This window comes from Actinoplanes sp. NPDC051537 (assembly GCF_055586105.1).
The window spans coordinates 590,319-610,131 of the sequence record NZ_JBVJIU010000001.1 but is presented as its reverse complement, the minus strand read 5'-3'; the positions used below and the strand labels follow the sequence as shown (position 1 = coordinate 610,131).

General features: G+C 73.3%; 17 protein-coding genes. 9 read left to right on the top strand and 8 right to left on the bottom strand.

What is annotated here, in order from left to right:
• The first annotated feature begins 207 nt into the window (after positions 1-207).
• Together ACZ6TB_RS02865 and ACZ6TB_RS02860 are read left to right on the top strand one after the other, a co-directional pair.
• On the top strand, positions 208-1,596 hold the full coding sequence (locus tag ACZ6TB_RS02865) for a M36 family metallopeptidase (RefSeq protein ID WP_465549862.1): 1,389 nt from the start codon (positions 208-210) through the stop codon (positions 1,594-1,596).
• A gap of 111 nt (positions 1,597-1,707) precedes the next feature.
• Complete coding sequence (locus ACZ6TB_RS02860) at positions 1,708-2,220, top strand: hypothetical protein (RefSeq protein ID WP_465549860.1); 513 nt, start codon at positions 1,708-1,710, stop codon at positions 2,218-2,220.
• A gap of 116 nt (positions 2,221-2,336) precedes the next feature.
• On the opposite strand, the gene ACZ6TB_RS02855 is transcribed toward ACZ6TB_RS02860, so the two are convergent.
• Positions 2,337-2,480, bottom strand: coding sequence for a hypothetical protein (locus ACZ6TB_RS02855; protein ID WP_465549859.1), 144 nt, complete (start codon positions 2,478-2,480; stop codon positions 2,337-2,339).
• An 833-nt stretch (positions 2,481-3,313) separates the two neighbouring features.
• On the opposite strand from ACZ6TB_RS02855, the gene ACZ6TB_RS02850 reads away from it, so the two are divergent.
• Both ACZ6TB_RS02850 and ACZ6TB_RS02845 read left to right on the top strand, forming a co-directional pair.
• Positions 3,314-4,195 (top strand): pentapeptide repeat-containing protein, encoded by an 882-nt coding sequence (locus tag ACZ6TB_RS02850; RefSeq protein WP_465549857.1) that lies wholly within the window; start codon positions 3,314-3,316, stop codon positions 4,193-4,195.
• A 99-nt stretch (positions 4,196-4,294) separates the two neighbouring features.
• Complete coding sequence (locus tag ACZ6TB_RS02845; RefSeq protein ID WP_465549855.1) at positions 4,295-4,867, top strand: hypothetical protein; 573 nt, start codon at positions 4,295-4,297, stop codon at positions 4,865-4,867.
• A gap of 93 nt (positions 4,868-4,960) precedes the next feature.
• Here the strand turns inward: ACZ6TB_RS02845 and ACZ6TB_RS02840 are convergent, their stop codons facing one another.
• Both ACZ6TB_RS02840 and ACZ6TB_RS02835 read right to left on the bottom strand, forming a co-directional pair.
• Positions 4,961-6,550, bottom strand: a complete 1,590-nt coding sequence (locus ACZ6TB_RS02840) for a cellulase family glycosylhydrolase (protein ID WP_465549853.1) — start codon at positions 6,548-6,550, stop codon at positions 4,961-4,963.
• Between the two features lie 31 nt (positions 6,551-6,581).
• Positions 6,582-8,726, bottom strand: a complete 2,145-nt coding sequence (locus ACZ6TB_RS02835) for a glycoside hydrolase family 3 N-terminal domain-containing protein (RefSeq protein WP_465549851.1) — start codon at positions 8,724-8,726, stop codon at positions 6,582-6,584.
• Between the two features lie 98 nt (positions 8,727-8,824).
• Between ACZ6TB_RS02835 and ACZ6TB_RS02830 the strand changes: the two genes are divergently transcribed.
• Both ACZ6TB_RS02830 and ACZ6TB_RS02825 read left to right on the top strand, forming a co-directional pair.
• A complete protein-coding gene (locus tag ACZ6TB_RS02830) occupies positions 8,825-10,060 on the top strand; it encodes an MFS transporter (protein ID WP_465549849.1) in 1,236 nt (411 codons plus the stop codon).
• Positions 10,061-10,157: 97 nt separating this feature from the next.
• Positions 10,158-11,171: a LacI family DNA-binding transcriptional regulator gene (locus ACZ6TB_RS02825; RefSeq protein WP_465549847.1), complete on the top strand. Its 1,014-nt coding sequence runs from the start codon at positions 10,158-10,160 to the stop codon at positions 11,169-11,171.
• A gap of 1 nt (position 11,172) precedes the next feature.
• On the opposite strand, the gene ACZ6TB_RS02820 is transcribed toward ACZ6TB_RS02825, so the two are convergent.
• Positions 11,173-12,849: a serine/threonine-protein kinase gene (locus ACZ6TB_RS02820; RefSeq protein WP_465549845.1), complete on the bottom strand. Its 1,677-nt coding sequence runs from the start codon at positions 12,847-12,849 to the stop codon at positions 11,173-11,175.
• Between the two features lie 84 nt (positions 12,850-12,933).
• Positions 12,934-13,641 (bottom strand): laminin G domain-containing protein, encoded by a 708-nt coding sequence (locus ACZ6TB_RS02815; protein ID WP_465549843.1) that lies wholly within the window; start codon positions 13,639-13,641, stop codon positions 12,934-12,936.
• A 169-nt stretch (positions 13,642-13,810) separates the two neighbouring features.
• Here ACZ6TB_RS02815 and ACZ6TB_RS02810 point away from each other — a divergent pair, with 169 nt between their 5' ends.
• Both ACZ6TB_RS02810 and ACZ6TB_RS02805 read left to right on the top strand, forming a co-directional pair.
• Positions 13,811-14,191: an STAS domain-containing protein gene (locus ACZ6TB_RS02810; protein ID WP_465549841.1), complete on the top strand. Its 381-nt coding sequence runs from the start codon at positions 13,811-13,813 to the stop codon at positions 14,189-14,191.
• Positions 14,184-14,603, top strand: a complete 420-nt coding sequence (locus ACZ6TB_RS02805) for an ATP-binding protein (protein ID WP_465549840.1) — start codon at positions 14,184-14,186, stop codon at positions 14,601-14,603. Before ACZ6TB_RS02810 ends, ACZ6TB_RS02805 begins: the two co-directional genes overlap by 8 nt.
• Here ACZ6TB_RS02805 and ACZ6TB_RS02800 read toward each other — a convergent pair.
• Positions 14,600-16,108 carry a PP2C family protein-serine/threonine phosphatase gene (locus ACZ6TB_RS02800; RefSeq protein ID WP_465549838.1) on the bottom strand — a complete coding sequence of 503 codons (1,509 nt, stop codon included), beginning with the start codon at positions 16,106-16,108 and terminating at the stop codon, positions 14,600-14,602. The genes ACZ6TB_RS02805 and ACZ6TB_RS02800 overlap by 4 nt on opposite strands.
• A 205-nt stretch (positions 16,109-16,313) precedes the next feature.
• On the opposite strand from ACZ6TB_RS02800, the gene ACZ6TB_RS02795 reads away from it, so the two are divergent.
• Entirely contained in the window at positions 16,314-17,084 is a 771-nt protein-coding gene (locus tag ACZ6TB_RS02795) for a hypothetical protein (protein WP_465549836.1), read from the top strand.
• 105 nt (positions 17,085-17,189) lie between these two features.
• Here the strand turns inward: ACZ6TB_RS02795 and ACZ6TB_RS02790 are convergent, their stop codons facing one another.
• Both ACZ6TB_RS02790 and ACZ6TB_RS02785 read right to left on the bottom strand, forming a co-directional pair.
• Positions 17,190-17,831, bottom strand: coding sequence for an aspartate/glutamate racemase family protein (locus tag ACZ6TB_RS02790; protein ID WP_465549834.1), 642 nt, complete (start codon positions 17,829-17,831; stop codon positions 17,190-17,192).
• Positions 17,828-19,783 (bottom strand): PAS domain S-box protein, encoded by a 1,956-nt coding sequence (locus ACZ6TB_RS02785; RefSeq protein WP_465549832.1) that lies wholly within the window; start codon positions 19,781-19,783, stop codon positions 17,828-17,830. The genes ACZ6TB_RS02790 and ACZ6TB_RS02785 overlap by 4 nt, the downstream gene beginning before the upstream one ends.
• Between the last annotated feature and the right edge of the window lie 30 nt (positions 19,784-19,813).

The following is a 19,813-nucleotide window of genomic DNA, read 5'->3' as shown; positions in this document are numbered from 1 at the left end:
CGCGGCGGAGTCTCAACGACCCTGCTGCGGGTGCTGCTCGCAACCGGGCGGACGAGCCGGCGATATCGGCGGAACGTCCGCATTTCCGCGTACGGGAAACGGCCCTTGACGTTGACCTTCGGCGGTTCCTAGATCATTTACGTATTTCCATCGCTCGTGATGTTGACTAGGCTCGCCCCCCTCTGAGGAACTACGTGGGGGGTGTCCTTGAAGAGAACCATTCGCGTGTTCGCGCCGCTGGTCACGATGGGTCTCGTGATCGCCGGCGGAAGCGCCGCCCAGGCCGCGCCGTCGGTGCCGGGCGATCTCAAGCTGGTCCAGACGCGCCAGTCCTTGCTCGGCACGCACATTTGGTACCAACAGACCTATCGGGGAATCCCGGTCTTCGGCGGCTATTACGCCACGCACACCTCGCACGGCGTCCGCAGCGTCGACGACGGCCGCAAGGCGGTGACCGGGCTCGCCTCCGCGACCGCCGGCCTGACCTCGCAGCGCGCGAAGTCGTCGGTGGCCGGACGGCTCGGCGAGCAGCCCGCGAACGCGGCCCTGGTGATCATGCCGGGAGCGCACGCCAAGCTGGCCTGGATGACCTTGACGCCGACCGAACGCGGCACCTATCGCACCCTGGTCGACGCGGGCTCGGGCGCGGTGCTGCACGAGGAGAACACCGCCCAGCAGTCCGACGGCACCGGCCGGGTCTTCGATCCCAACCCGGTGGTCCGGCTGCAGAACGAGTCGCTGACCGACAACGACAACGCCGACGGGCCGCAATTCACCAGGGCCTATCGCACCGTACGGCTGACGCAGCTCGATCGGGGCAAGGCGACCCTGCAGGGCCGGTACGCCAACAACATCAGTGAGAACGCGGTGACCTCGAAGCACCGGGTCTACCTCTACAACCGCTCGCAGGACGGGTTCGAGCAGGTGATGGCGTACTACAGCATCACCTCGGCCCAGGAGTACATCCACCGGCTCGGGTTCCGGCACGTCAACAGCGAGCCGCAGGACTACAGCACGACCGGCTACACCGACGACAACTCGTACTACGACCCGAGCGTGGACGCGATCACCTTCGGCACCGGCGGCGTCGACGACGCCGAGGACAACGAGGTGATCTGGCACGAGTACGGCCACGCGATCCAGGACGACCAGGTGCCCGGCTTCGGCGAGTCGGAGGAGGCCGGCGCGATCGGCGAGGGCTTCGGCGACTACTGGGCCGTCACCATGTCCCAGGCGACCAGCCCGAACACGAAGGTCACCCCGTGGCCGTGCGTGATGGACTGGGACTCGACGTCGTACACCGTCGACACCCCGCACTGCCTGCGGCGCACCGACGGCCCGAAGCGCTACCCCGGCGACCTCGACGGCGAGGTCCACGACGACGGCGAGATCTGGTCGCACGCGCTGTGGAACGTCAACGGCGCCCTCGGCCGCACCGCCGCCAACCGGGTGATCCTCGAGGCCCAGTTCTTCTTCAACCCCGAGATCACCATGCCGCAGGCCGCCCAGCGCACCGTCCTGACCGCGCTGGCGCTCTACGGTCCGCACGCGGCCGCGAAGGTCCGCGCCGCGTTCCGCGACCGAGGCATCCTGTAGGACCGGCCGCGGGACCGGCCGTCAACGATGACGGCCGGCCCCGCGGCCAACTCCGTCCCGCCCGGCCGATGTGCTCATGCCCGTCCTCGCCTTACCCTCCGGTTGTCGGCCATGGAGGGCACCGTGAACCGGTCGGGTCGTCGGCCCCGTGCCGTTGGTCTCGTCACGCTGCTGCGCGTGTGGTGGCTCGCCGGCCTGCGTGTCGGGCCGGGACACACCCCGCCCGGGGGCCTGGACGAGATTCCCGGCCGGATCTACTGTCTGGCGCCCGAGCATCAAGGCCGGCCCGCCCACGCGGCCTTCGAGGTCGACTCCGGCCGCGGTGGCGTCTGTACCGAGGACCCGCGGGTCGTCTTCCTCTACACCGCCTGCGCGGCACCGGGCTGCACCGCCCTGCTGGCGAGCACCGACTTCGCCAACTGGGGCTGCGCGGCGGGACACACGGCCCACGGGCTGCTCTGTCCGATGTGTGCGGGCATCGGCACCTACGTCGATTCGCGCTGGTGGTGTCCGAGTGGCCATCGCTATCGTCAGCGGAAAGGCGAATGCCGGCATTGCCGGGTGGGATTCGTGACCGCGGCGGATCGGATGTGGCACTGCCAGGTGTGCGGCCGCACGAACTGAGCGGGGGAACGGGTGAGCACCGATGTCATGGGCGCGGTCGGTGGCGGTGCCGGCCGCGTGGGACGGTATTTCTCGGTCGTCAGCGCACTGCCGTCGACGGTCTTCTTCGCGTACGTCTACGTGCTGATCCGCACCGGCGCCTGGAGCGGTCCGGTGCGCTGGTCGCCGGTCGTCGACTTCGACCCGGCGCAACTGGTCGTGGTCGGGCTCGCCGCACTCGTGCTGTCGCTCGCGCTCAACCCGTTGCAGGTCGAGCTCATCCGCCTGTTCGAGGGTTACTGGGGCAGCCGGCCGCTCGCCCGGCAGCTGGCCACCATGCGGATCATGCACCATCGGCGTGCGCTGGCCGCGCACCGTGGCGAGGCCTCCGCGGCCGCCCGGCGACTCGACGCCGAGCGCCTGGCCGACGACGACGCGCCGCCGGGAACGGTGGCCGAAGCCGTGCGGCTGTTCGCGCACAACCGGGCCGCGGCGAACTATCCCGAGCGGCCATCGCAGATCCTGCCCACTCGCCTCGGGAACGTGCTGCGCTCGTACGAGTCGCGGGTCGGCCGGCCGTACGGGATCGAGGCAATCCGCACCGTGCCCCGGCTCGCGATGGTCGCCGGCGACCGCGAGATCGCCTACCTCGAGAACCAGCGGACGCAGCTCGAGCTGGCCATCCGCACGGCATTGCTGAGCCTGATGGCGGCCGTCGTCACGACGCTGTTCTTCTGGTGGCACGGGTGGTGGCTGTTGATGGCGCTCGTTCCGTACGCCGTCGCCTTCCTGGCCTACCGTGGATCGGTCGCGCTGGCTCACGAGTACGGGGTCAGCATGGCCGTCCTGGTCGACCTCGGCCGCTTCCGTCTGTACGACGCCATGCGCCTGCCGTCGCCGCGCAGCCACGACGCGGAGTACGCCCAGAACCGGCGGCTCATGGATGTCTTCGGCTTCGGCGGGGCGAATCTCGGCCGCTACGCGGAGCCGGCCGCCGTGTCCCGCCGGTCGACGGGCCATCGTCGGGCGGGCCATCGTCCGATGCGGACACGCAGGACCCCTGACGCCGCCGGGGTATTGGCGTTCTTCGACGTCGGCTGCGACGATGCGGAACATGGCGCCACCGGAGGAGACCCAACCGGACGACGAGGCGCCGGAGCTTCCGACCGAGAACGTTCGCGGCCCCGGCGACTTTCCCGCGCCCGTGCCGATTCCGCGGGCCGCGCCCTTCACGGCCATGGCGAACACCGGATCACCGATGGCCACGGGCACCGGCGCCGGGCAATCCGCCGACCCGGCCGGGACCACCCCGCCGCGCCCGCGGGATCGGCTGCTGTGGCTCTGGCCGGTTGTCGCGGTGGTCGCGATGGCCTGGGCCGGCGAGGTCTTCGGCCCGTTCGGCGCCCTGCTCACCGGCGTCGCCACGATCGGGGCGCTGGCCTTCTGGCTCGGCGGCGACTTCTTCACCGACGGGAACCGGCTGGGCATCGGGGTCGTGGTCGGTCTGGCGGTGCTGGTCGTGGTCTACGGGCACGCCCGGGGCTGGCCGGCGCTCAGCAGCCACCCGGCCGAGTCCGCCGCCGGGGTGACCACGGCCGCGCCGGGCCGGGCCGATCTCCGGGCGGGCGCGCGCGTCGCCGGAGCGAACCTCGACGGGCTCGTCCTGCCCTACGCGGATCTCACCGGGCTCGATGCCACCGGCACGTCGCTGCGACGAGCCACCCTCGAGGGCACGACGCTGCGGGACGCGACCCTGCGCGGCGCCGATCTGCAGCTCGCGTCGCTGCGCCGGGCCGACCTGCGCGGAGCGGACCTGAGCGGGGCCGATCTGCGCGGCGCCGACCTGCGGGACGCCTGCTTGCAGGGCGCCGACCTCTCGGGCGCCCGTCTCGCCGGGGCCGACGCGCTGGGCGCCGCGACGGCCGGGGTGGTCGGCGCGCCGACCGCGGGCGCCCGGAACTGGCCTCGTGGCGGGCAGAACGCGGCCTGCGCCTGAGGGCCGGCCGGCTTCGCAACCGGTGACGACCCCGGCCGCAACCGGGCCGCACCCGTCGGGGGTCACGATCGGGGCAACCCCCGATCACAAGGAGTCACAGTGCGTTTCCGACGTGTAGCCGTCGCCGCGGCGCTGGCCACCGCTGTCGTTCTGCCCACCGCCTCGACCGTGGCGGTGGCGAGCCCGCACTCCGCGGTCTCCGCCACCAAGTCCGATAAAAACGGTAAGTCCGACAAGCCGAGCAAGCCGAAGAAGCCGGTGAAGGCCAAGTTTGCCGCCACCGGCACCGTCACCGCCGTCGACGCGTCGGCCGGCACACTGACGGTGAAGGTCAAGGGCGGTACGAAGGACGTCCGCCGCGGCACGGTGACCATCGCGGTGCCGGCCGGGATCCGCATCAACGTCAACGGCGCCCGCAAGACGCTGGCCGACATCGCGGTGGGCTTCGGCGTCACCGTGACCGGCACCCATGCCGGAACCGCCTACACCGCCGCGGCGATCCAGGCCCGCGGCAGGAAGCCGGCCGCCAAGCCGCCGGCCTCCCCGACCGCAAGCCCGGCGCCGTCGGAGACGAGCCCCGCGCCGTCGGACGACGTGACGCCCGAGCCGTCGGACGACGTGACGCCCGAGCCGTCCGAGACCCCGGATCCGTCCCGCACGCCGGAGGCCTGACCGGCCCGGGGGGCCACGAGAACCCTGGGAAGGGGTGAGCGGTGCGGGCCGCCCGGAGGCCCGCACCGCTCGGTCTTGCCGAAAGGAGAAAAGCTAGGCGCAGGCCGCGCCGTTCAGCTTCACCGACGCCGGCGTGCTCGCCGTGCCGTTGGCGGTGAAACCGATCGTCACCGACGCCCCCGCCGCCAGCGACGAGGCGTAGGTCGGCGCGGCCGCGGTCACGGTCGTGCCGCTCTGGGTCACCGTCGCGTTCCAGCCGCTGCCCAGCGTCACGCCGGACGGCCAGGTCCACGTCACCGACCACGGGTTGAGCGTCCCGCCGGTGTTCTTCACGGTCACCGAGCCCTGGAAGCCGCCCTGCCACGCGTTGTCCTGCTTGTAGGTCACGGTGCAGGCGCCGGCCGTGGGCGAGGACGACGAGGCCGACGGGGTCGGGCCGGTCGGCGACGTCGTGGGCCCGCCGCCACCGCCGACGGGCGGGATCAGGTACGGCTGGATGATCGACTGCTTGGCCTGGTTGATCGTGGTCCAGTCGTCGTTCGCGATGCCGCCGGTGTCACCCGAGTTCGGGTTCCACGACCAGTACGTGAACGACATGCCGTTGACACCCGTCCCGGTGTACTTCAGCAGCTCCTGGAGCCAGATCTTGTCGACGTTGGCCTGCAGCGTGGTGCCGAACTCGCCCATCATGATCGGCGCGATGTTCTGCTTGTACAGGTAACCCCAGTAGTGGTCCCAGATCGCCGGCATGTTGGCCGGGTACGACGGGTCGTCGAACCAGGTCTGGTGGTAGACCGACGTGGCGTACTCGTGCGGCGAGTAGACCAGCCGGTTGGCGACCGACAGGCGTACCGGGAAATCGCCCGCCTTGGAGAGGTTGCCACCCCACCAGCCGCAGTCCTCGTCGTTGCTGGTGTCGTTGTCCCAGACGTTGGAGAGGCCGCCGCTCGGGCAGGACACGCCCTCGACGAAGATCAGCCAGTTCGGCTGCACCGAGAGGATCGCGTTGCCGGCCCGCTCGGCCGCCAGCCGCCAGTCCCGCGCCGTGTCGCCGCAGCCCCAGCACGCGCCGGTGGCCGCCGGGTTGGTCCCCTCCGCGTGCGGCTCGTTGTGCAGGTCGGCCCCGATCACCGTGGTGTTGCCCGCGTACCGCCGGGCCAGCGACTGCCAGTCGGCGATCCACGTGCTCTCGGGGACGGCCGAGGTGTACCAGAGCGCGGTCTGCCCGGCCGCCGTGGGCCGGTGCCGGTCGAGGATGACCCGCATGCCCTTGCTGCCCGAGTAGGCGATCACCTTGTCGAGGATCTGCAACGGCGACAGGCCGATCAGGTCGGGGTTCACGTAGTCGTTGATGCCGGTGGCGGTCGCGCCCGCTTTGAGCGCGTCGTCGGAGAAGGGGATGCGCAGCGTGTTGTAGCCGAGCGACGCCATCGTGTCGAGCTGGCTGCGCCACGGGTTGCTGGCCCACAGACCGTGGAAGGTCTTGTTGTCGGTCTCCATGCCGAACCAGTTGATGCCGGTCAGCCGGACGGTCGCTCCGGTGCTGTCCAGGATCTTGTTGCCGCTGGTGTGCAGGTAGCCGGTTCCCGTTCCGCCGGTGGCGGCGGAGGCGGGCAGGGCCGTGATGATGCCGGCCACGAGGGCGGCGGCGGCTGCGGTCGCGAGTGCGACGCGTCGGAACATGAGCGCTCCTACGGTGGGGGGATCGGGGAGTCTACGTGGCGGCACAGGTGCCCCCACGCGTCTTGCAACCGCCGGGGATCGGGACGGTGATCACCAGCGGGGTCGAGGGGGCCGAGCGGTTGCCGGCCTTGTCGCGCGCCACCACGGTGAAGGCGTAGCGCGATCCGGGGGTCAGGGAGCCGAGGCGGAACGAGGTCGCGGTCGTGGTGCCGGCCAGCGCGTTGTCCCGCAGCACGTCGTAGCCGTCGAGACCGCTGCCGCCGGTGTCGGTCGAGGCCATCCAGGTCAGCTTCAGCGCCGTCGTGGTCACGCTTGGCGCGGCCGGGGTGCCGGGCGCGCTGGGTGGGGCGCTGTCGGCGCCGCGGTCGGCGTAGGAGAGCCCATAGCCGTACGCGTAGAGCCCCGTCTTCCCGTCGCCCTGGTTGATCGGCTCCTGGTCGCCGGACCGCGGCCAGGTCATCGGCAGGCGCCCGGTCGGCGCGTAGTCGCCGAACAGCACGTCGGCCACGCCCGCGCCCTCGCTGCCCGGCAGCCACGCCGCCACCAGCGCGTCCCACTTGCCGGCTTCGGCCGCGATGTCGAGCGGGCGGCCGCTGACCGTGACGACGATGAGCGGGACGCCGGTCGCCTCGAGCTTGGCGAGGGTCTGCCGGTCCTCCTCGTCGAGCCCGAGGCCGCCGGGGCTGTCGCCCTCTCCCTCCGCGTACGGGGTCTCGCCGACCACCGCGATCGCCGCCCGGTAGGTGCCGTCGACGCCGTCGCCGTAGCGCTCGTAGTCGACCTTGGTGCCGGTCCCGGCGACGTCCCGGATGCCCTGCAGGATCGTGGTGCCGCCGGGGATCGTGTCGCCGCTGGAACCCTGCCAGGTGACCGTCCAGCCGCCGCACTGGTTGCCGATGTCGTCGGCGTTCTTGCCCGCCACGAAGATCTTGCCGCCGCCCTTGGCCAGCGGCAGCACGTCGTCCTCGTTGCGCAGCAGCACCTGCGACTCGCGCACGGCCTGGCGGGCCAGCGCGCGGTGCGCCGCGCTGCCGATCGTGTCCGCGTACGCCCGGTCCGCGTACGGCTTCTCGAACAGTCCCAGCTCGAACTTCCTGGTCAGGATCCGGGTGACGGCGTCGTCGATCCGGGACATCGGGATCTCGCCGGCCTCGACCGCCGCGCGCAGGTAGCCGAGGAAGGTCTGCCAGTTCTCCGGCACCATCAGCATGTCGAGCCCGGCGTTGACCGCGGTGACGACCTCGGCCCGGGTGAAGCCGGGCTGCCCGTCGAGCTGGTCGATGGCGGCCCAGTCCGAGATCGTGATGCCGGTGAAGCCCAGCTCCTTCTTGAGCACGTCGGTGATCAGGTACTTGTCGGCGTGCATCTTGAGCCCGCCGACGCTGCTGAACGAGATCATCACGGCCCCGACACCGCGGTCGACCGCGGCCTTGAACGGCGGCAGGTGAACGGCCCGCAGGTCGGCCTCGCTCAGCTCGGTGTCGCCCTGGTCGTCGCCGCCGGTCGTGCCGCCGTCGCCGAGATAGTGCTTGGCCGTCGCCATGATCCGCGCGGGCCCGGTCTGCAGACCGTCCACGATCGTGGTCATCCCGGTGGCGATCTCCGGGTTCTCGCCGAACGACTCGTAGGTGCGGCCCCAGCGGTCGTCGCGGGCGACGCACAGGCAGGGCGCGAACGTCCAGTCCGGGCCGGCGCCGGTGACCTCCTCGGCGGTGGCCGTGCCGATCCGCTGCACCAGGGCCGGGTCGCGGGTGGCGCCGAGGCCGATGTTGTGCGGGAAGATCGTCGAGCCGGGCACGTTGTTGTCGCCGTGCACGGCGTCGGTCCCGTACAACATCGGGATCTTCAGCGGGGTGGCCAGCGCGCCGCGCTGGTAGGCGTCGTACATGTCCGCCCACCCGGCCGGGGTGTTGTCGTCCGGCGCGGAGCCGCCGCCGGACAGCACCGACCCGAGGCGGAACTCGGTGACCTGGTCGGGGGTGACGCCGTCCCGCTCGGCCTGGGTCATCTGCCCGATCTTGTCGGCGAGCGACATGCGGCCGAGCAGGTCGGCGACCCGGTCCTTCACCGGCGCGCTCGCCGACGGCCGCCGCCCCGGCCCGCCGGAGCATCCGGTCAGCACCAGCGCGGCGGCGAGCGCCCAGACCCAGCCGGCGCGACGCCGATCGACTCGCATGTCATTCCCCCCGAAGGTTTCCATCGAATGACATCATCGTGTCATGGGAGCGCTCCCATCTCAATGTCTTGCTACGGTGCCCGCGTGGATCAGCTCGCATGAGGGTCGCCGTCGACCTGCGCCCGCTCCGGGAGAACCGCACGTTCCGCCGCCTCTGGCTGGGTGGCGCGGCGTCCGGCTTCGGGGGCCAGTTCGGCGTGTTCGCGGTCGTCTTCTACGTCTGGCAGAGCACGCACAGCGCCGCCGCGGTCGGCCTGGTCGGGCTCGCCTCCGGGCTGCCCCTGATCATTATCGGTCTGGCCGGCACCGGCTTCATCGACCACGTCGACCGGCGCCGGCTCGCGCTGCGCTGCACCTGGGGCTCGATCGCGGTGAGCGTCGCGATGACCGTCGTGGCCCTCACCGGCGTGGGCGGGGTGCCGGTCATGCTCGGCCTCGCGGCGGTCCGCTCCTGCCTCGGGGCGCTCGGCGGGCCGGCTCGCCGCGCGTTCGTCCCGCTGCTGCTGAAGGGCGACCGGCTGGCCGCCGGCCTGGCCCTCAACCACCTGTCGTTCCAGCTCGCGATGCTGCTCGGCCCGGCCGCGGCCGGCGGTCTCACCGCGCTCGCGGGGGTGGGCTGGTGCTTCGCCTTCGACGCGCTGACCTACGTGGCGGCGCTGATCGGGCTGTCGGGGCTGCCCCGGGGCGTGCCGGCGTCGGTGGGGCGGCGGGGCATCGCGGCGGTGCGGGCCGGCATCGCGTACGCGGCGCGCACCCCCGAGGTGCGCGGGGCGCTGCTGCTCGACCTCGCCGTCACCATGCTCGCCATGCCGGTCGCCCTGTTCCCGGTGATCAACGCGGAGCGGTACGGCGGACGCCCCGAGGTGCTCGGCCTGTTCACCACCGCGCTGGCCGTCGGCGGGGTGACGGCCTCCGCGGTCTCCGGCCTGGCCACCCGGCGGCGCCACCCCGGCGTCCTGATGCTGGCCTGCGGCGCGGTCTGGGCCGTGGCCCTGGCGCTGACCGGTTTCGACGTGGGCCTGCCGGTCGTGCTGGCGCTGATCGCGGTGGCCGGGGCGGCCGACACGTGGACGGTGGTGTCCCGGGGAACGGTCGTGCAGACCGTGACGCCGGACGCGTACCAGGGCCGGGTGTCGGCGCTGGAGGCGATCACCGGCGAGGCCGGGCCGCAGCTGGGCAACCTGCGCGCCGGGCTGCTCGCGTCGGCCACCTCGGGCGGCGTGGCGCTGCTCGTCGGCGGCGTGAGCGCGCTGGTCGCGACGGGTCTGATCGCGGCCGGGACGCCGGCCCTGCGGAGTTTTACGGTGAGCGACGAGGCGAAGGTGACGGGCTGATCATGTGCTGGGCTGCGCAATGCAGGTACTTTGTGTCGGGCGCGACCCCAGTCGCGTCGTCGGGCGCGGCGGGAGCCGCGCGGAGGAGGTGCCACGGATGACCACGGACCGGAGCCGGGCGACCGGCCGGCCGACCCTGGAAGAGGTGGCGCTGCGCGCCGGCGTCGGCCGCGGCACGGTGTCCCGGGTCGTGAACGGGTCGGCGCAGGTCAGCCCCCGGGCCAAGCAGGCGGTCGAGGACGCGATCGCCGAGCTCGGCTACGTGCCCAACCGGGCCGCCCGCACGCTCGTGACGCAGCGGACCGACTCGGTCGCGCTGGTCGTCTTCGAGTCGGGGGAGCGGTTCTTCGCCGAGCCGTTCTTCGGCCGCATCGTGCAGGCCGTCTCCTCGGTGCTGGTGGCCCGCAACCTCCAGATGGTCCTCATGATCGCGCAGGCGCCCGAGGAGCGCCGCCGGCTCGAGGGCTACCTGACCCGCCAGCACGTCGACGGCGCCCTGCTGCTCTCGCTGCACGGCGACGACCCGCTGCCGGCGCTGCTCGAGGAGCGCGGGGTGGCCACGGTCCGGGTCGGCCGGCCGATCTACAACACCGAGCGCGGCACCTTCGTCGACGCCGACAACCGGGCCGGCGCCCGCGAGGCGGTCGCCTACCTGCAGGCCCAGGGCCGCCGCTGCATCGCCGCCATCACCGGCCCGCTCGACCTGGCCGCCGGCATCGCCCGCCTCGACGGCTACCGCGACGTGGTCGGCGACGGCCCGGTCGCGTTCGGCGACTTCAGCCAGGAGAGCGGCGCCGCCGCCATGTACCGGCTGCTCGAGCAGTACCCCGAGGTCGACGGCGTCTTCGCGGCCTCCGACACGATGGCCGCCGGCGCGCTGCGGGTGCTGCGGCAGTTCGGCCGGCGCGTGCCCGAGGACGTCGCGCTGATCGGCTTCGACGACTCGGTCATCGCCCGGCACACCGAGCCCCCGCTGACCAGCGTCGACCAGCCGATCGCCGAGATGGGCCGGGAGATGGTCCGGCTGCTGCTGGCCAAGCTCGACGGCGACGACGAGGGCGACCAGGAGATCGTGCTGCCGACCCGGCTGGTGATTCGCGGCACGGCCTGACCTACATCCCCGCGGCGCGATCCAGATCGGTCACCCGGGCCCGCAGCACGGCGGCCTGGGCGGCGCTGAGGGCGTCCTCCTCGCCGATGCGCTGGGTGATCTTCTGGCGCAGCTGGGCGACCTGGGCGTCGACGGCCTTGCCGTCCGTGCGGCCGAGGTTGCGGATCAGGTTGAGGAAGTCGGTCGCGACGTCGCCGCGGATGCTGCCGTTGTCGCGGCCGTCCTCGACCGCGGCGCGCAGGTTGCTCAGGGCGTCGTCGAAGCTGAGCTTGGGCGTCGGCGACGTGGTGGGCGCGGCGCTGGACGGCCGGGTGGCCGGCGGGGCGGCCGGTGGCTCGAGCGAGTAGTAGAGCGTGGCGGTCGGGGTGGCCGCGGGCGCGTCGGCGTCGGTGCCCTCGCTCGGCCGGTTGATCACGGCGTAGATGCCGCCCGCCGCGGCCAGCAGCGCCAGGACGGCCAGGACGAAGGCCAGGCGGCGCTTCGGGGGTGGCGGGGTGCGCGGCAGGGTGGCGGCGGCGACGCGGCCGGCGGCGGGCTCGGGCCACACCATCTCGGCGACCCGCGGCCGGACCGGGGAGGCGCCGGCGGCGAACTGCGGCTCGGGCGCGGGCTGCGGCGACGTCGGCCGGGATGCCGGCGGGGGCGACGTCGGCCGGGACGCCGGCGGGGGCGAGGTGGGCCGGGATGCGGGCGGGGGCGAGGTGGGCCGGGATGCTTGCGGGGGCGAGGTGGGCCGGGCGGCGGGTGACACCGGCGCGGCGGCCGGCGGCGCGGAGGCCGGCGGCGCGGAGGCCGGCGGCGCGGAGGCCGGGGGCGCGGCGGCCGGGGTGGGTGCGGCGCCGGGCGTGGCGGTGGCGTCGGTGGCGGGCTCGTCGGCCAGCCACAGCGACGTCAGGGTGAAGCGGACCTCGCTCGCGGCCGGGCGGCCGGCCGGGTCCTCGGCCAGGCAACCCTCGACGACGGCGCGGAAATCGGCCGGCAGCGACGACGGGAGGGTGCCGGGGCCGGAGAGGCGGGCCTCGTCGAGCTCCTCCCAGGTCTCCACCGGGTACGGCGGCTGGCCGGTCACCATCTCGAACAGCAGCACGCCGAGGCCGTACACGTCGGTCGCGGGCTCGGCGGGCATGCCGTCCAGCCGTTCGGGCGCCACGTAGGCCGGGGTGCCGAAGGTCGCGCCGGTGTCGTCGTCGTCCGGCTCGCCGGCGGTGGCGCTGATGCCGAAGTCGAGGATCTTCACACCGGTCGGGGTGATCATGACGTTGCCGGGCTTGATGTCGCGGTGCACGACGCCGCTCGCGTGGGCGGCGGCCAGCGCGTCGGCCACCGCCGCGCCGACCCGGGCCGCCTCCGGCCAGCCGAACGTCTCGCGGACCAGGCGCGCCGCCACCGTCTCGCCGGCCAGCAGCTCCATCACCACGAACGGCGAGACCGTCCCGTCCGGACGCACCGCCTCGCGGTAGTCGTGGACGGCGGCGATCGCCGGATGCTGGAGCTTGGCCGCCATCCGGGCCTCGCGCCACACCACCTGCGGGCCCTTCGGCAGCTTCACCGCGACGTTGCGGTCCAGCGACTCGTCGCGGGCATGCCAGATCTGCGCCATGCCACCGGTCTCGAGGAGCGCGACCAGGCGGTAGCGCGCGGCCAGCAGGGTTCCCGCGCCGGGCCACTCATCGCTCATGGTCGAACATTCGCCCGGTCCGCCCCCGAGTGTCAACCTCGGAGGCGATCACGGCCGGCGATCTCTCGGAGCGTGGCGCGAGCGCTACCAGTCGTGTCCGGCGGCGTCGACGCGTACGTAATCCAGATCGCCCGCGAAGTAGTCGCAGCCGACCGACCTCTGGTCGCAGGCGGTCTTGCCGCCGATCGACAGCGGCCACGAGTTCGCGATCCGCCCGGTCCCGCCCGAGCGCCACGCCACCTCCGACCCGTCGATCGCCAGCTCCACCCCGTCGGAGTAGCGGGTGCAGGTGACCGTGTGCCAGCGCCCGTCGTTGATCGCCCGCGGCGCGGTCACCAGCACCTGCCCGGCCGAGCCCCGGAACCAGCACTGCACCTTGCCGCTCGGGATCTGCAGCTTGTAGCTGCCGCCGGCCACCGTGGCCTGTCCCTTCTGGACGATGTTGCCGAAGTGGTAGACCGTCCGCAGCCGCATCGAGATCTCGAACTCCCGGTCGCCCGGGTTGAGCGCGCCCGCATTCGGCACCACGACCAGGTGCCGCGGGTGGGTCGGCGGGGTGTCCGGCTCCAGGCGGGTGAATCGGAAGTCGCCCGAACCGGTGATCACCTCGCGGCCGATCCGGCCGTCCAGCCCGTTGCCGCTGTCGTCGTGCATCACGCGCGACCCGGCCGGCTCGTTCATCTCCCAGGAGGCCACCGTGTGCACGGAGTCGGCCCGGGCCGGCGCGGCGGAGGCGAGAAGGGCGGCGGTGGAGGCGGCCACCGCGAGGATCCAGAAACGTCGCAACCTCATGAGACCCCCGTCGCCGCTGTGCTGTTGATCCGACAGACCGATACTAAACCGCCGTTAACCGCCTTAATGGTGTAAGTCGACCACATGGGTCGCCCCGAGGGCGGAACCCGTTGGAACGGGGCCCGGCGGATGACATGATGGCTCCGTCCGCGCGGGGAAGGAGGCATCGATGGGTCGTTTCGCTGCCACCACCTCCGACGAGCCGGGCCGCGTCCGGGTCGCCCTGGCCGGCGATTGCGACCTCGCCGTCCGCGAGGAGCTGATCGCCACCCTGCTCGACGCCGTCGGCCGTTCCTCGTCGGTCGTGGTCGACCTGGCCGCCGTCGACTTCCTCGACTCCAGCGGCGTGCACGGCCTGGTCGCCGCCTACCGCGCGGCGTCCGAGCGCGGCGGGCGCCTCTACCTGGAGAACCCGAGCGGCTCGGTCGCGGCCGTCCTCGACCTCACCGGCGTCGGCGAGCTGCTGGCCCGGCACGCGGCCGACGGGCACGGGACCGACGGGCACAACGGGGCCGGCCTCCGGAACGGCAACGATCGGGTCGGTGAGTGACGCCGTGAGCACCCCGCTCGACCCGCCCGCCGCCGCGACGCGGCCGGCCGAGTCCTCCTACCGCGAGCCCGGCGACCTGGCCGTGGTGCGCGAGTTCGTCCGCGGCGAGGCGGCCGTGCTCGGCCTCTCCCGGCTGCGGGCCGACCTGCTCGCGGTGGCCGTCAGCGAGCTGGCGACCAACACGCTGCAGCACACGCGCGGCGGCGGCGTGGTGCGCATCTGGGCCGAGCCCGGCCGGGTCCGCTGCGACGTGGTCGACGAGGGCGTGCCGCCGGGCTTCGGGCGGGCCATGCCGGCCGCCGACGAGCCGCGCGGCCGGGGTCTCGCGATCGTCGAGCGGATCTGCGACGAGGTCGGGATCGGGTCGGACGGCGACGGCCACACCGCCGTACGACTGGGGATGATCCTTTAAAGAACGCGGACCGCGACCGTGCAGGTGTCGTCGTCCGGGCTCGGCCGGTTGAGACGCCCGGCCAGGCCGGCCAGCGCCTGCTCGGGCGGCTCGACCGACGCCGCGCCGACCGCCGCCACCACCTCGGCCAGCAGGCTCGGCGTGCCCGGCCGGCGCCGCTCGACCAGACCGTCGGTGTAGAGCAGCAGCAGATCGCCGCCGGCGAGGCAGGGCGTGAGCACCTGGTACGTCGACTCGTCGTCCGCGCCGAGCAGCAGTCCCGCCGGCAGGTCGAGCGGCAGCGCCGTCCCGCCCCGGGCCAGCAGCGGCGCCGCGTGCCCGGCCCGCCCCCAGGTCAGCGACCGCGCGGCCGGGTCGAAGATCGCGATCACCGCGGTCCCGGTCACCCGCAGCCGCCCGCACAGCTGGTTGAGATGCCGCAGCAGGGTGGCCGGGTCGTCGATGCCGATGGCCAGCCACGCGATCAGCGCGAACCGCAGGTGCGCCATGCTGCTGGCGGCCGACAGCCCGTGCCCGGCCACGTCGCCGACCGCGAGCACCGACCGCCCGTCGGCCAGCTCCTGCGCGTGGTACCAGTCGCCGCCGACCCGGATCGCGCTCTCGGCCGGCAGGTAGCCGACCATCACCTCGAGCCCGGGCAGCCGCAGCGGGGCGGCCGGGATCGGCTGGATCATGTTCTGCAGCTTGGCGGCCAGGCGGTGCTCGGCGATCGCGGTCAGCTCCCGCGTCCGCAACTGGTCGCTGAGCCGCTCGATCGCCCCGCGGGTCTCCACCCGCGCCGTCACGTCCTGCACCACCGCGTTGACCTTGAGCGGCCGGCCGTCGGCGTCCATCGACACATCCGACAGCACCCGCAGGTGCTTGGCGCGCTCGCCGATCCGGAAGCGCACGGTCACGTCCGAGACGCCGCCGACGTCCATGGTCTGCCAGGCCGCCTCGCCCAGCCCGCGATCGTCGGGGTGGACCGCGGCGCCCTGCTCGGCCTGGCTCAGCGGGCCGAGGGCGGGGTCGCGCTCGAACAGCCGGTACATCCCGGGCGACCAGTGGCTCTCGCCGGTCACCAGGTCGTACTCGGCCCAGCCGAGGTTGCCCAGCTGCTCGGTGCGCTCGAGGCGGCGGCGGTCCTCGTCGAGCCGCTGCCACCAGACCAGCAGGCCGCCCAGGACGCGGTGGACCGAGACGTCGAACAGGGAGCGGGGCACGACGCCGGCCGCCTTCTCCTCGTACCGGAACTCGTCGAGCTTTCCCGGCTCGCCGGTGCGCAGCACCCGCAGGTAGAGCTCCCACAGCGAGCCGCCGACCATGCTCGGGTAGAGCTCGCTGAGCAGGGAGTCGACCCGGTCGGCGCCGCGGCGGTAGATGTCGTGGCCGCTGCCGCTCGCCGCCGCCACCTCGAAGTCGACCACAGTGCCGTCGCCGGCGCTCACCGGGCGCAGCCAGGAGCAGCCGGCCGGGATGACGGACAGCACCTCCCGCACGGCGGAGGTCACGGCGTCGTCTGCCACGGTCTCAGGGTAGTGGGACGCGGGGCCGCGGTCGCCCTACGCCGTTCGGGTGAACTCTCCGGAGGCATATCAGGCCTCTTCGCCCCTCGCGAAACGCCTGCTCAAGTTGGTAGCATCCCCGCCGGATCACGCCAGCGCCCCCGTCGCAGGTGGCTCACCGGAGGTCTTCATCTTGTCCGACAACCGTATGAAGGATCGAGTAAAAGTGCTTCTCAATGGGACGTCAGCGGACAGCCAGACCTCTGAGCAGGCGGTCGTTCCGCCCCCGCAGGCCCACCCCAACCAGGCCCTCCAGGTGCTGACGCTCGCCCAGCGCACCGCCGAGGAGCACGTCGCCCGCGCCCACCACCAGGCCGACAAGATCCGGACGGACGCGCTGGCCGCGGCCGAGCAGATCGCCCGCGACGCCCAGGTGCACGCGCACAACGTCCGCCGTGAGGCCGAGAAGATCCTCACCGACGCCCGCGCCGCCGCCGAGCAGATCGCCCGCGACTCGCACCAGCGCACCGAGGAGGCGCGCCGCTCGGCCGAGAAGATCGTGACCGAGGCCCGCGCGCAGGGCGACCAGATCGGCCTCGACGCGCAGGCCAACGCCGACCACCTCAACCTGCAGGCCCGGCAGCGCTATGACGACGTGGTCGGCAGCCTCGGCACCAAGCGCGAGGCACTCCAGGACCAGATCGAGGCGCTCGAGCAGTTCGACCGGGAGTACCGCCAGCGGCTGACCACCTTCATGCAGGGCCAGCTGCGCGCGCTCTGGGTCGACCAGCCGCAGGTCGCCGGCGAGCTGCCGGAGCAGGCGCTGATCGCGCCGGCCGCGCAGGGCAACGGCCACGCGATCCCGCAGCCGGCCGAGGCGCCGGTCGCCGGCCCCCGGCACGGTGCCGAGGACGGCGAGGAGCAGGTTCCGGCCCAGCGCCAGTCGGCCGAGGACGAGCTGATCGACAGCGACGACGAGGACCCGGCCGAGCGCTGAGCCCGGCCGGCCGGCAAGCGGCCGGGCGGGACCGCGGCGGGCCGGCGAGCGCCCGGTAACGGCCGGGTGGGGACCGCGGCGGGCCGGAAAGCGGCCGGCGGCGTCTCAGGCGGCCGTGGCGATGGCCCGGGCCACCGCCGCCCGCGGGCTGCTCAGCACGGGGATCGGCAGATCCGCGAGCAGCGCCGCGGCCGGCGTGAGGCTGGCCTGGGCCAGCACGATCACGTCGACTCCGGCGGCGCTCTCGCGCGCCCGGGCGGCGACGGTCCGGCAGTAGCCGTCGAGGTCGCCGGCCTCGAAGAGCGGCCAGGCCTCGGCGCAGAGCACCTCGGTGAGGGCGAGCTCGCGACCGGCCGCGGCGGCGCGCAGCAGGTCGCCGGTCGGGGCCAGGGTCGAGGCCACCGTGGCGACGACGGCGATCCGCGAGCCGGCCGCCACCGCCTCCTCGGCCATCGGCCGGTCCAGCCGCAGCACCGGCACGCCGAGGTCGGCCGTGCGCCGCTCGACGTGGCCGCCCAGCGTCGAGCAGGTGCAGACGATCACGTCGGCGCCCCGGTCGGCCAGGTCGTGCAGATGGGCGTCGATCCGCGCGGCCAGGCCGGGGGTGATGCCGTCCCGGCGGGCGTCGGCCAGCAGCGACGCGTCGGCGACGTGCAGGTCCTGCCAGCCGGGAGCGAGCTCCTCGCGCAGGGCCCGGAACGTGGGCACGTGGACGTCGGCGGTGTGCAGGAACCCGATCGTGGTCACGGCTCCAAGGATGACAGGCACTCGCGCACGGCATCGAGCAGCTGCGCCTTCGAGAACGGCTTCTCGACCAGCGTCATCTCGGGGTCGAGCGTGCCCTGCGAGGCCAGCGCCGGGCGGGCGTAGCCGGACATGAACAGCACCCCGGCCCCGGGCGCCACCGCGCGGAACCGCTCGGCCAGGTCCTTGCCCAGCATGTGCGGCATGACCACGTCGGTGAGCAGCAGGTCGATCCGGCCGTCGTGGGCGGCGGCGAGGGCGAGCGCGGCCGGGCCGTCGGCGGCGATCAGCACCTCGTGCCCGGCCCCGGCCAGGATGCGTTGCAGCACGTCGCGCAGGGCCGGCTCGTCCTCGACGGCGAGGATCGTGCCGCGGCGGTAGTCGGTGGGCGCGGGCTCGGCCGGCTCCTCGACCTCGGCCGGGCGGGCGTCGGTGGTCGGCAGCAGGATGGTGAACGTGGTGCCCAGGCCCGGCTCGGAGTAGATGCCCAGGTCGCCGCCCGCGGCCGTGATGATGCCGTAGACGGTGGCCAGGCCCAGCCCGGTGCCCTTGCCGGCCGGCTTGGTCGTGTAGAACGGCTCGAACGCCCGCTCGATCACCTCGGGCGGCATGCCGGTGCCGGTGTCGCTGACCCGCAGCCGCACGTAGCGGCCGGTGCGCAGGTGCGGGCGGGTGGCGGCGTACTCGCGGTCCACGGCCAGGTCGCAGGTCTCGATCGTGATCGTCCCGCCACGCGGCATCGCGTCGCGCGCGTTCACCGCCAGGTTCACCAGCACCTGGTCGAGCTGGCCGGGGTCGGCGGTGATCGACGAAAGACCATCCTGCAGCCGTACGTCCAGGGCGATGTGCTCGCCGATCGACCGGCGCAGCATCTGCTCGATGTCGGTCACCACCTCGTTGAGGTTGAGCGCCCGCGGCCGCACCACCTCGCGCCGGGCGAACGCCAGCAGCTGGTGGGTGAGGTCGGCGCCGCGCTGGGCCGCCTTGGTGATCTGCTCGGCGTCGCCGGCGATCTCGGTGAGCCCGTCCTCGGCCGCCGCCTCGGCGATGAACGTCGCGTAGTTGCTGATCACCGCGATCAGGTTGTTGAAGTCGTGCGCGACCCCGCCGGCGAGCTGACCCAGGCCCTCGAGGCGCTGCGTGCGTTGCAGTTGCGCCTCCACGTGGGCGCGCTCGGCCTCGGCCTGCAACTGCAGATACCGTTCCTGCGCCCGTACGCGCTCGGTGATGTCCCGGATGACGGCACAGCGGATCCGGCCATCGTCCGTCGGCAGGATGCTCACCGACACCTCGACCGGCACCGCCGTCCCGTCCGCCCGGTGCGCCATCGCGGCCGGCCCGGGGTCGTCGCCCGCCGCCGGCACCAGCGCGATGTCGACCGGCAGCGGCGGCGTGAGCAGCTTGTCGATCTCCTTGCCGATCAGGCCGTGCCGGGTCAGCCCGAACAGCGTCTCGGCCTCGGTGTTGGCCAGCACCACCCGGCCGTCGTCGCCGACCCCGACGAACGCGTCGGGCGCCGCCTCGAGCAGGGCCTGGAAGCTGGACTCGAGCCGTTCCCGGGTGCTGACCGCCCGGGCGATCACGGTGTAGCCGATCATGTCGCCGGCGGGGCCGAGCAGCGGCGACATGGTCAGCGTGACCTGCAGCCAGTGCCCGTCGCGGTGCCGGCGGCGGCTGCGGAACCGCTCGATCCGCGCGCCCGACTGCATCAGCAGCAGCATCTCCCGCTGGTCGGCCCGGCGGTCGTCGGGGATCAGCACGTCGACGCTGCGGCCGACGATCTCGTCGGCGCGGTAGCCGTACAGCGCCTCGGCCGCCGGGTTCCAGGCCAGGACGGTGAAGTCGCAGGCGACCGCGAAGATCGCGTCGTGGGCGGAGTGGACCATCGCCCGGAGGAGCTCGCCCTGCGGCTCGTCCGGTCGCGCCGCATCCACGTAACCGCGCGTTTGCCCCATATCCGGACCTACATTATCGATTCCCCACGC

Bases quoted from the DNA above. Each gene is read 5' to 3' on its own strand.
- ACZ6TB_RS02860 (WP_465549860.1), top strand. From the start codon at position 1,708: ATGGAGGGCACCGTGAACCGGTCGGGTCGTCGGCCCCGTGCCGTTGGT.
- ACZ6TB_RS02855 (WP_465549859.1), bottom strand. From the start codon at position 2,480: ATGAGCTCGACCTGCAACGGGTTGAGCGCGAGCGACAGCACGAGTGCG.
- ACZ6TB_RS02850 (WP_465549857.1), top strand. From the start codon at position 3,314: ATGGCGCCACCGGAGGAGACCCAACCGGACGACGAGGCGCCGGAGCTT.
- ACZ6TB_RS02840 (WP_465549853.1), bottom strand. From the start codon at position 6,550: ATGTTCCGACGCGTCGCACTCGCGACCGCAGCCGCCGCCGCCCTCGTG.
- ACZ6TB_RS02835 (WP_465549851.1), bottom strand. From the start codon at position 8,726: ATGCGAGTCGATCGGCGTCGCGCCGGCTGGGTCTGGGCGCTCGCCGCC.
- ACZ6TB_RS02830 (WP_465549849.1), top strand. From the start codon at position 8,825: ATGAGGGTCGCCGTCGACCTGCGCCCGCTCCGGGAGAACCGCACGTTC.
- ACZ6TB_RS02825 (WP_465549847.1), top strand. From the start codon at position 10,158: ATGACCACGGACCGGAGCCGGGCGACCGGCCGGCCGACCCTGGAAGAG.
- ACZ6TB_RS02820 (WP_465549845.1), bottom strand. From the start codon at position 12,849: ATGAGCGATGAGTGGCCCGGCGCGGGAACCCTGCTGGCCGCGCGCTAC.
- ACZ6TB_RS02815 (WP_465549843.1), bottom strand. From the start codon at position 13,641: ATGAGGTTGCGACGTTTCTGGATCCTCGCGGTGGCCGCCTCCACCGCC.
- ACZ6TB_RS02810 (WP_465549841.1), top strand. From the start codon at position 13,811: ATGGGTCGTTTCGCTGCCACCACCTCCGACGAGCCGGGCCGCGTCCGG.
- ACZ6TB_RS02785 (WP_465549832.1), bottom strand. From the start codon at position 19,783: ATGGGGCAAACGCGCGGTTACGTGGATGCGGCGCGACCGGACGAGCCG.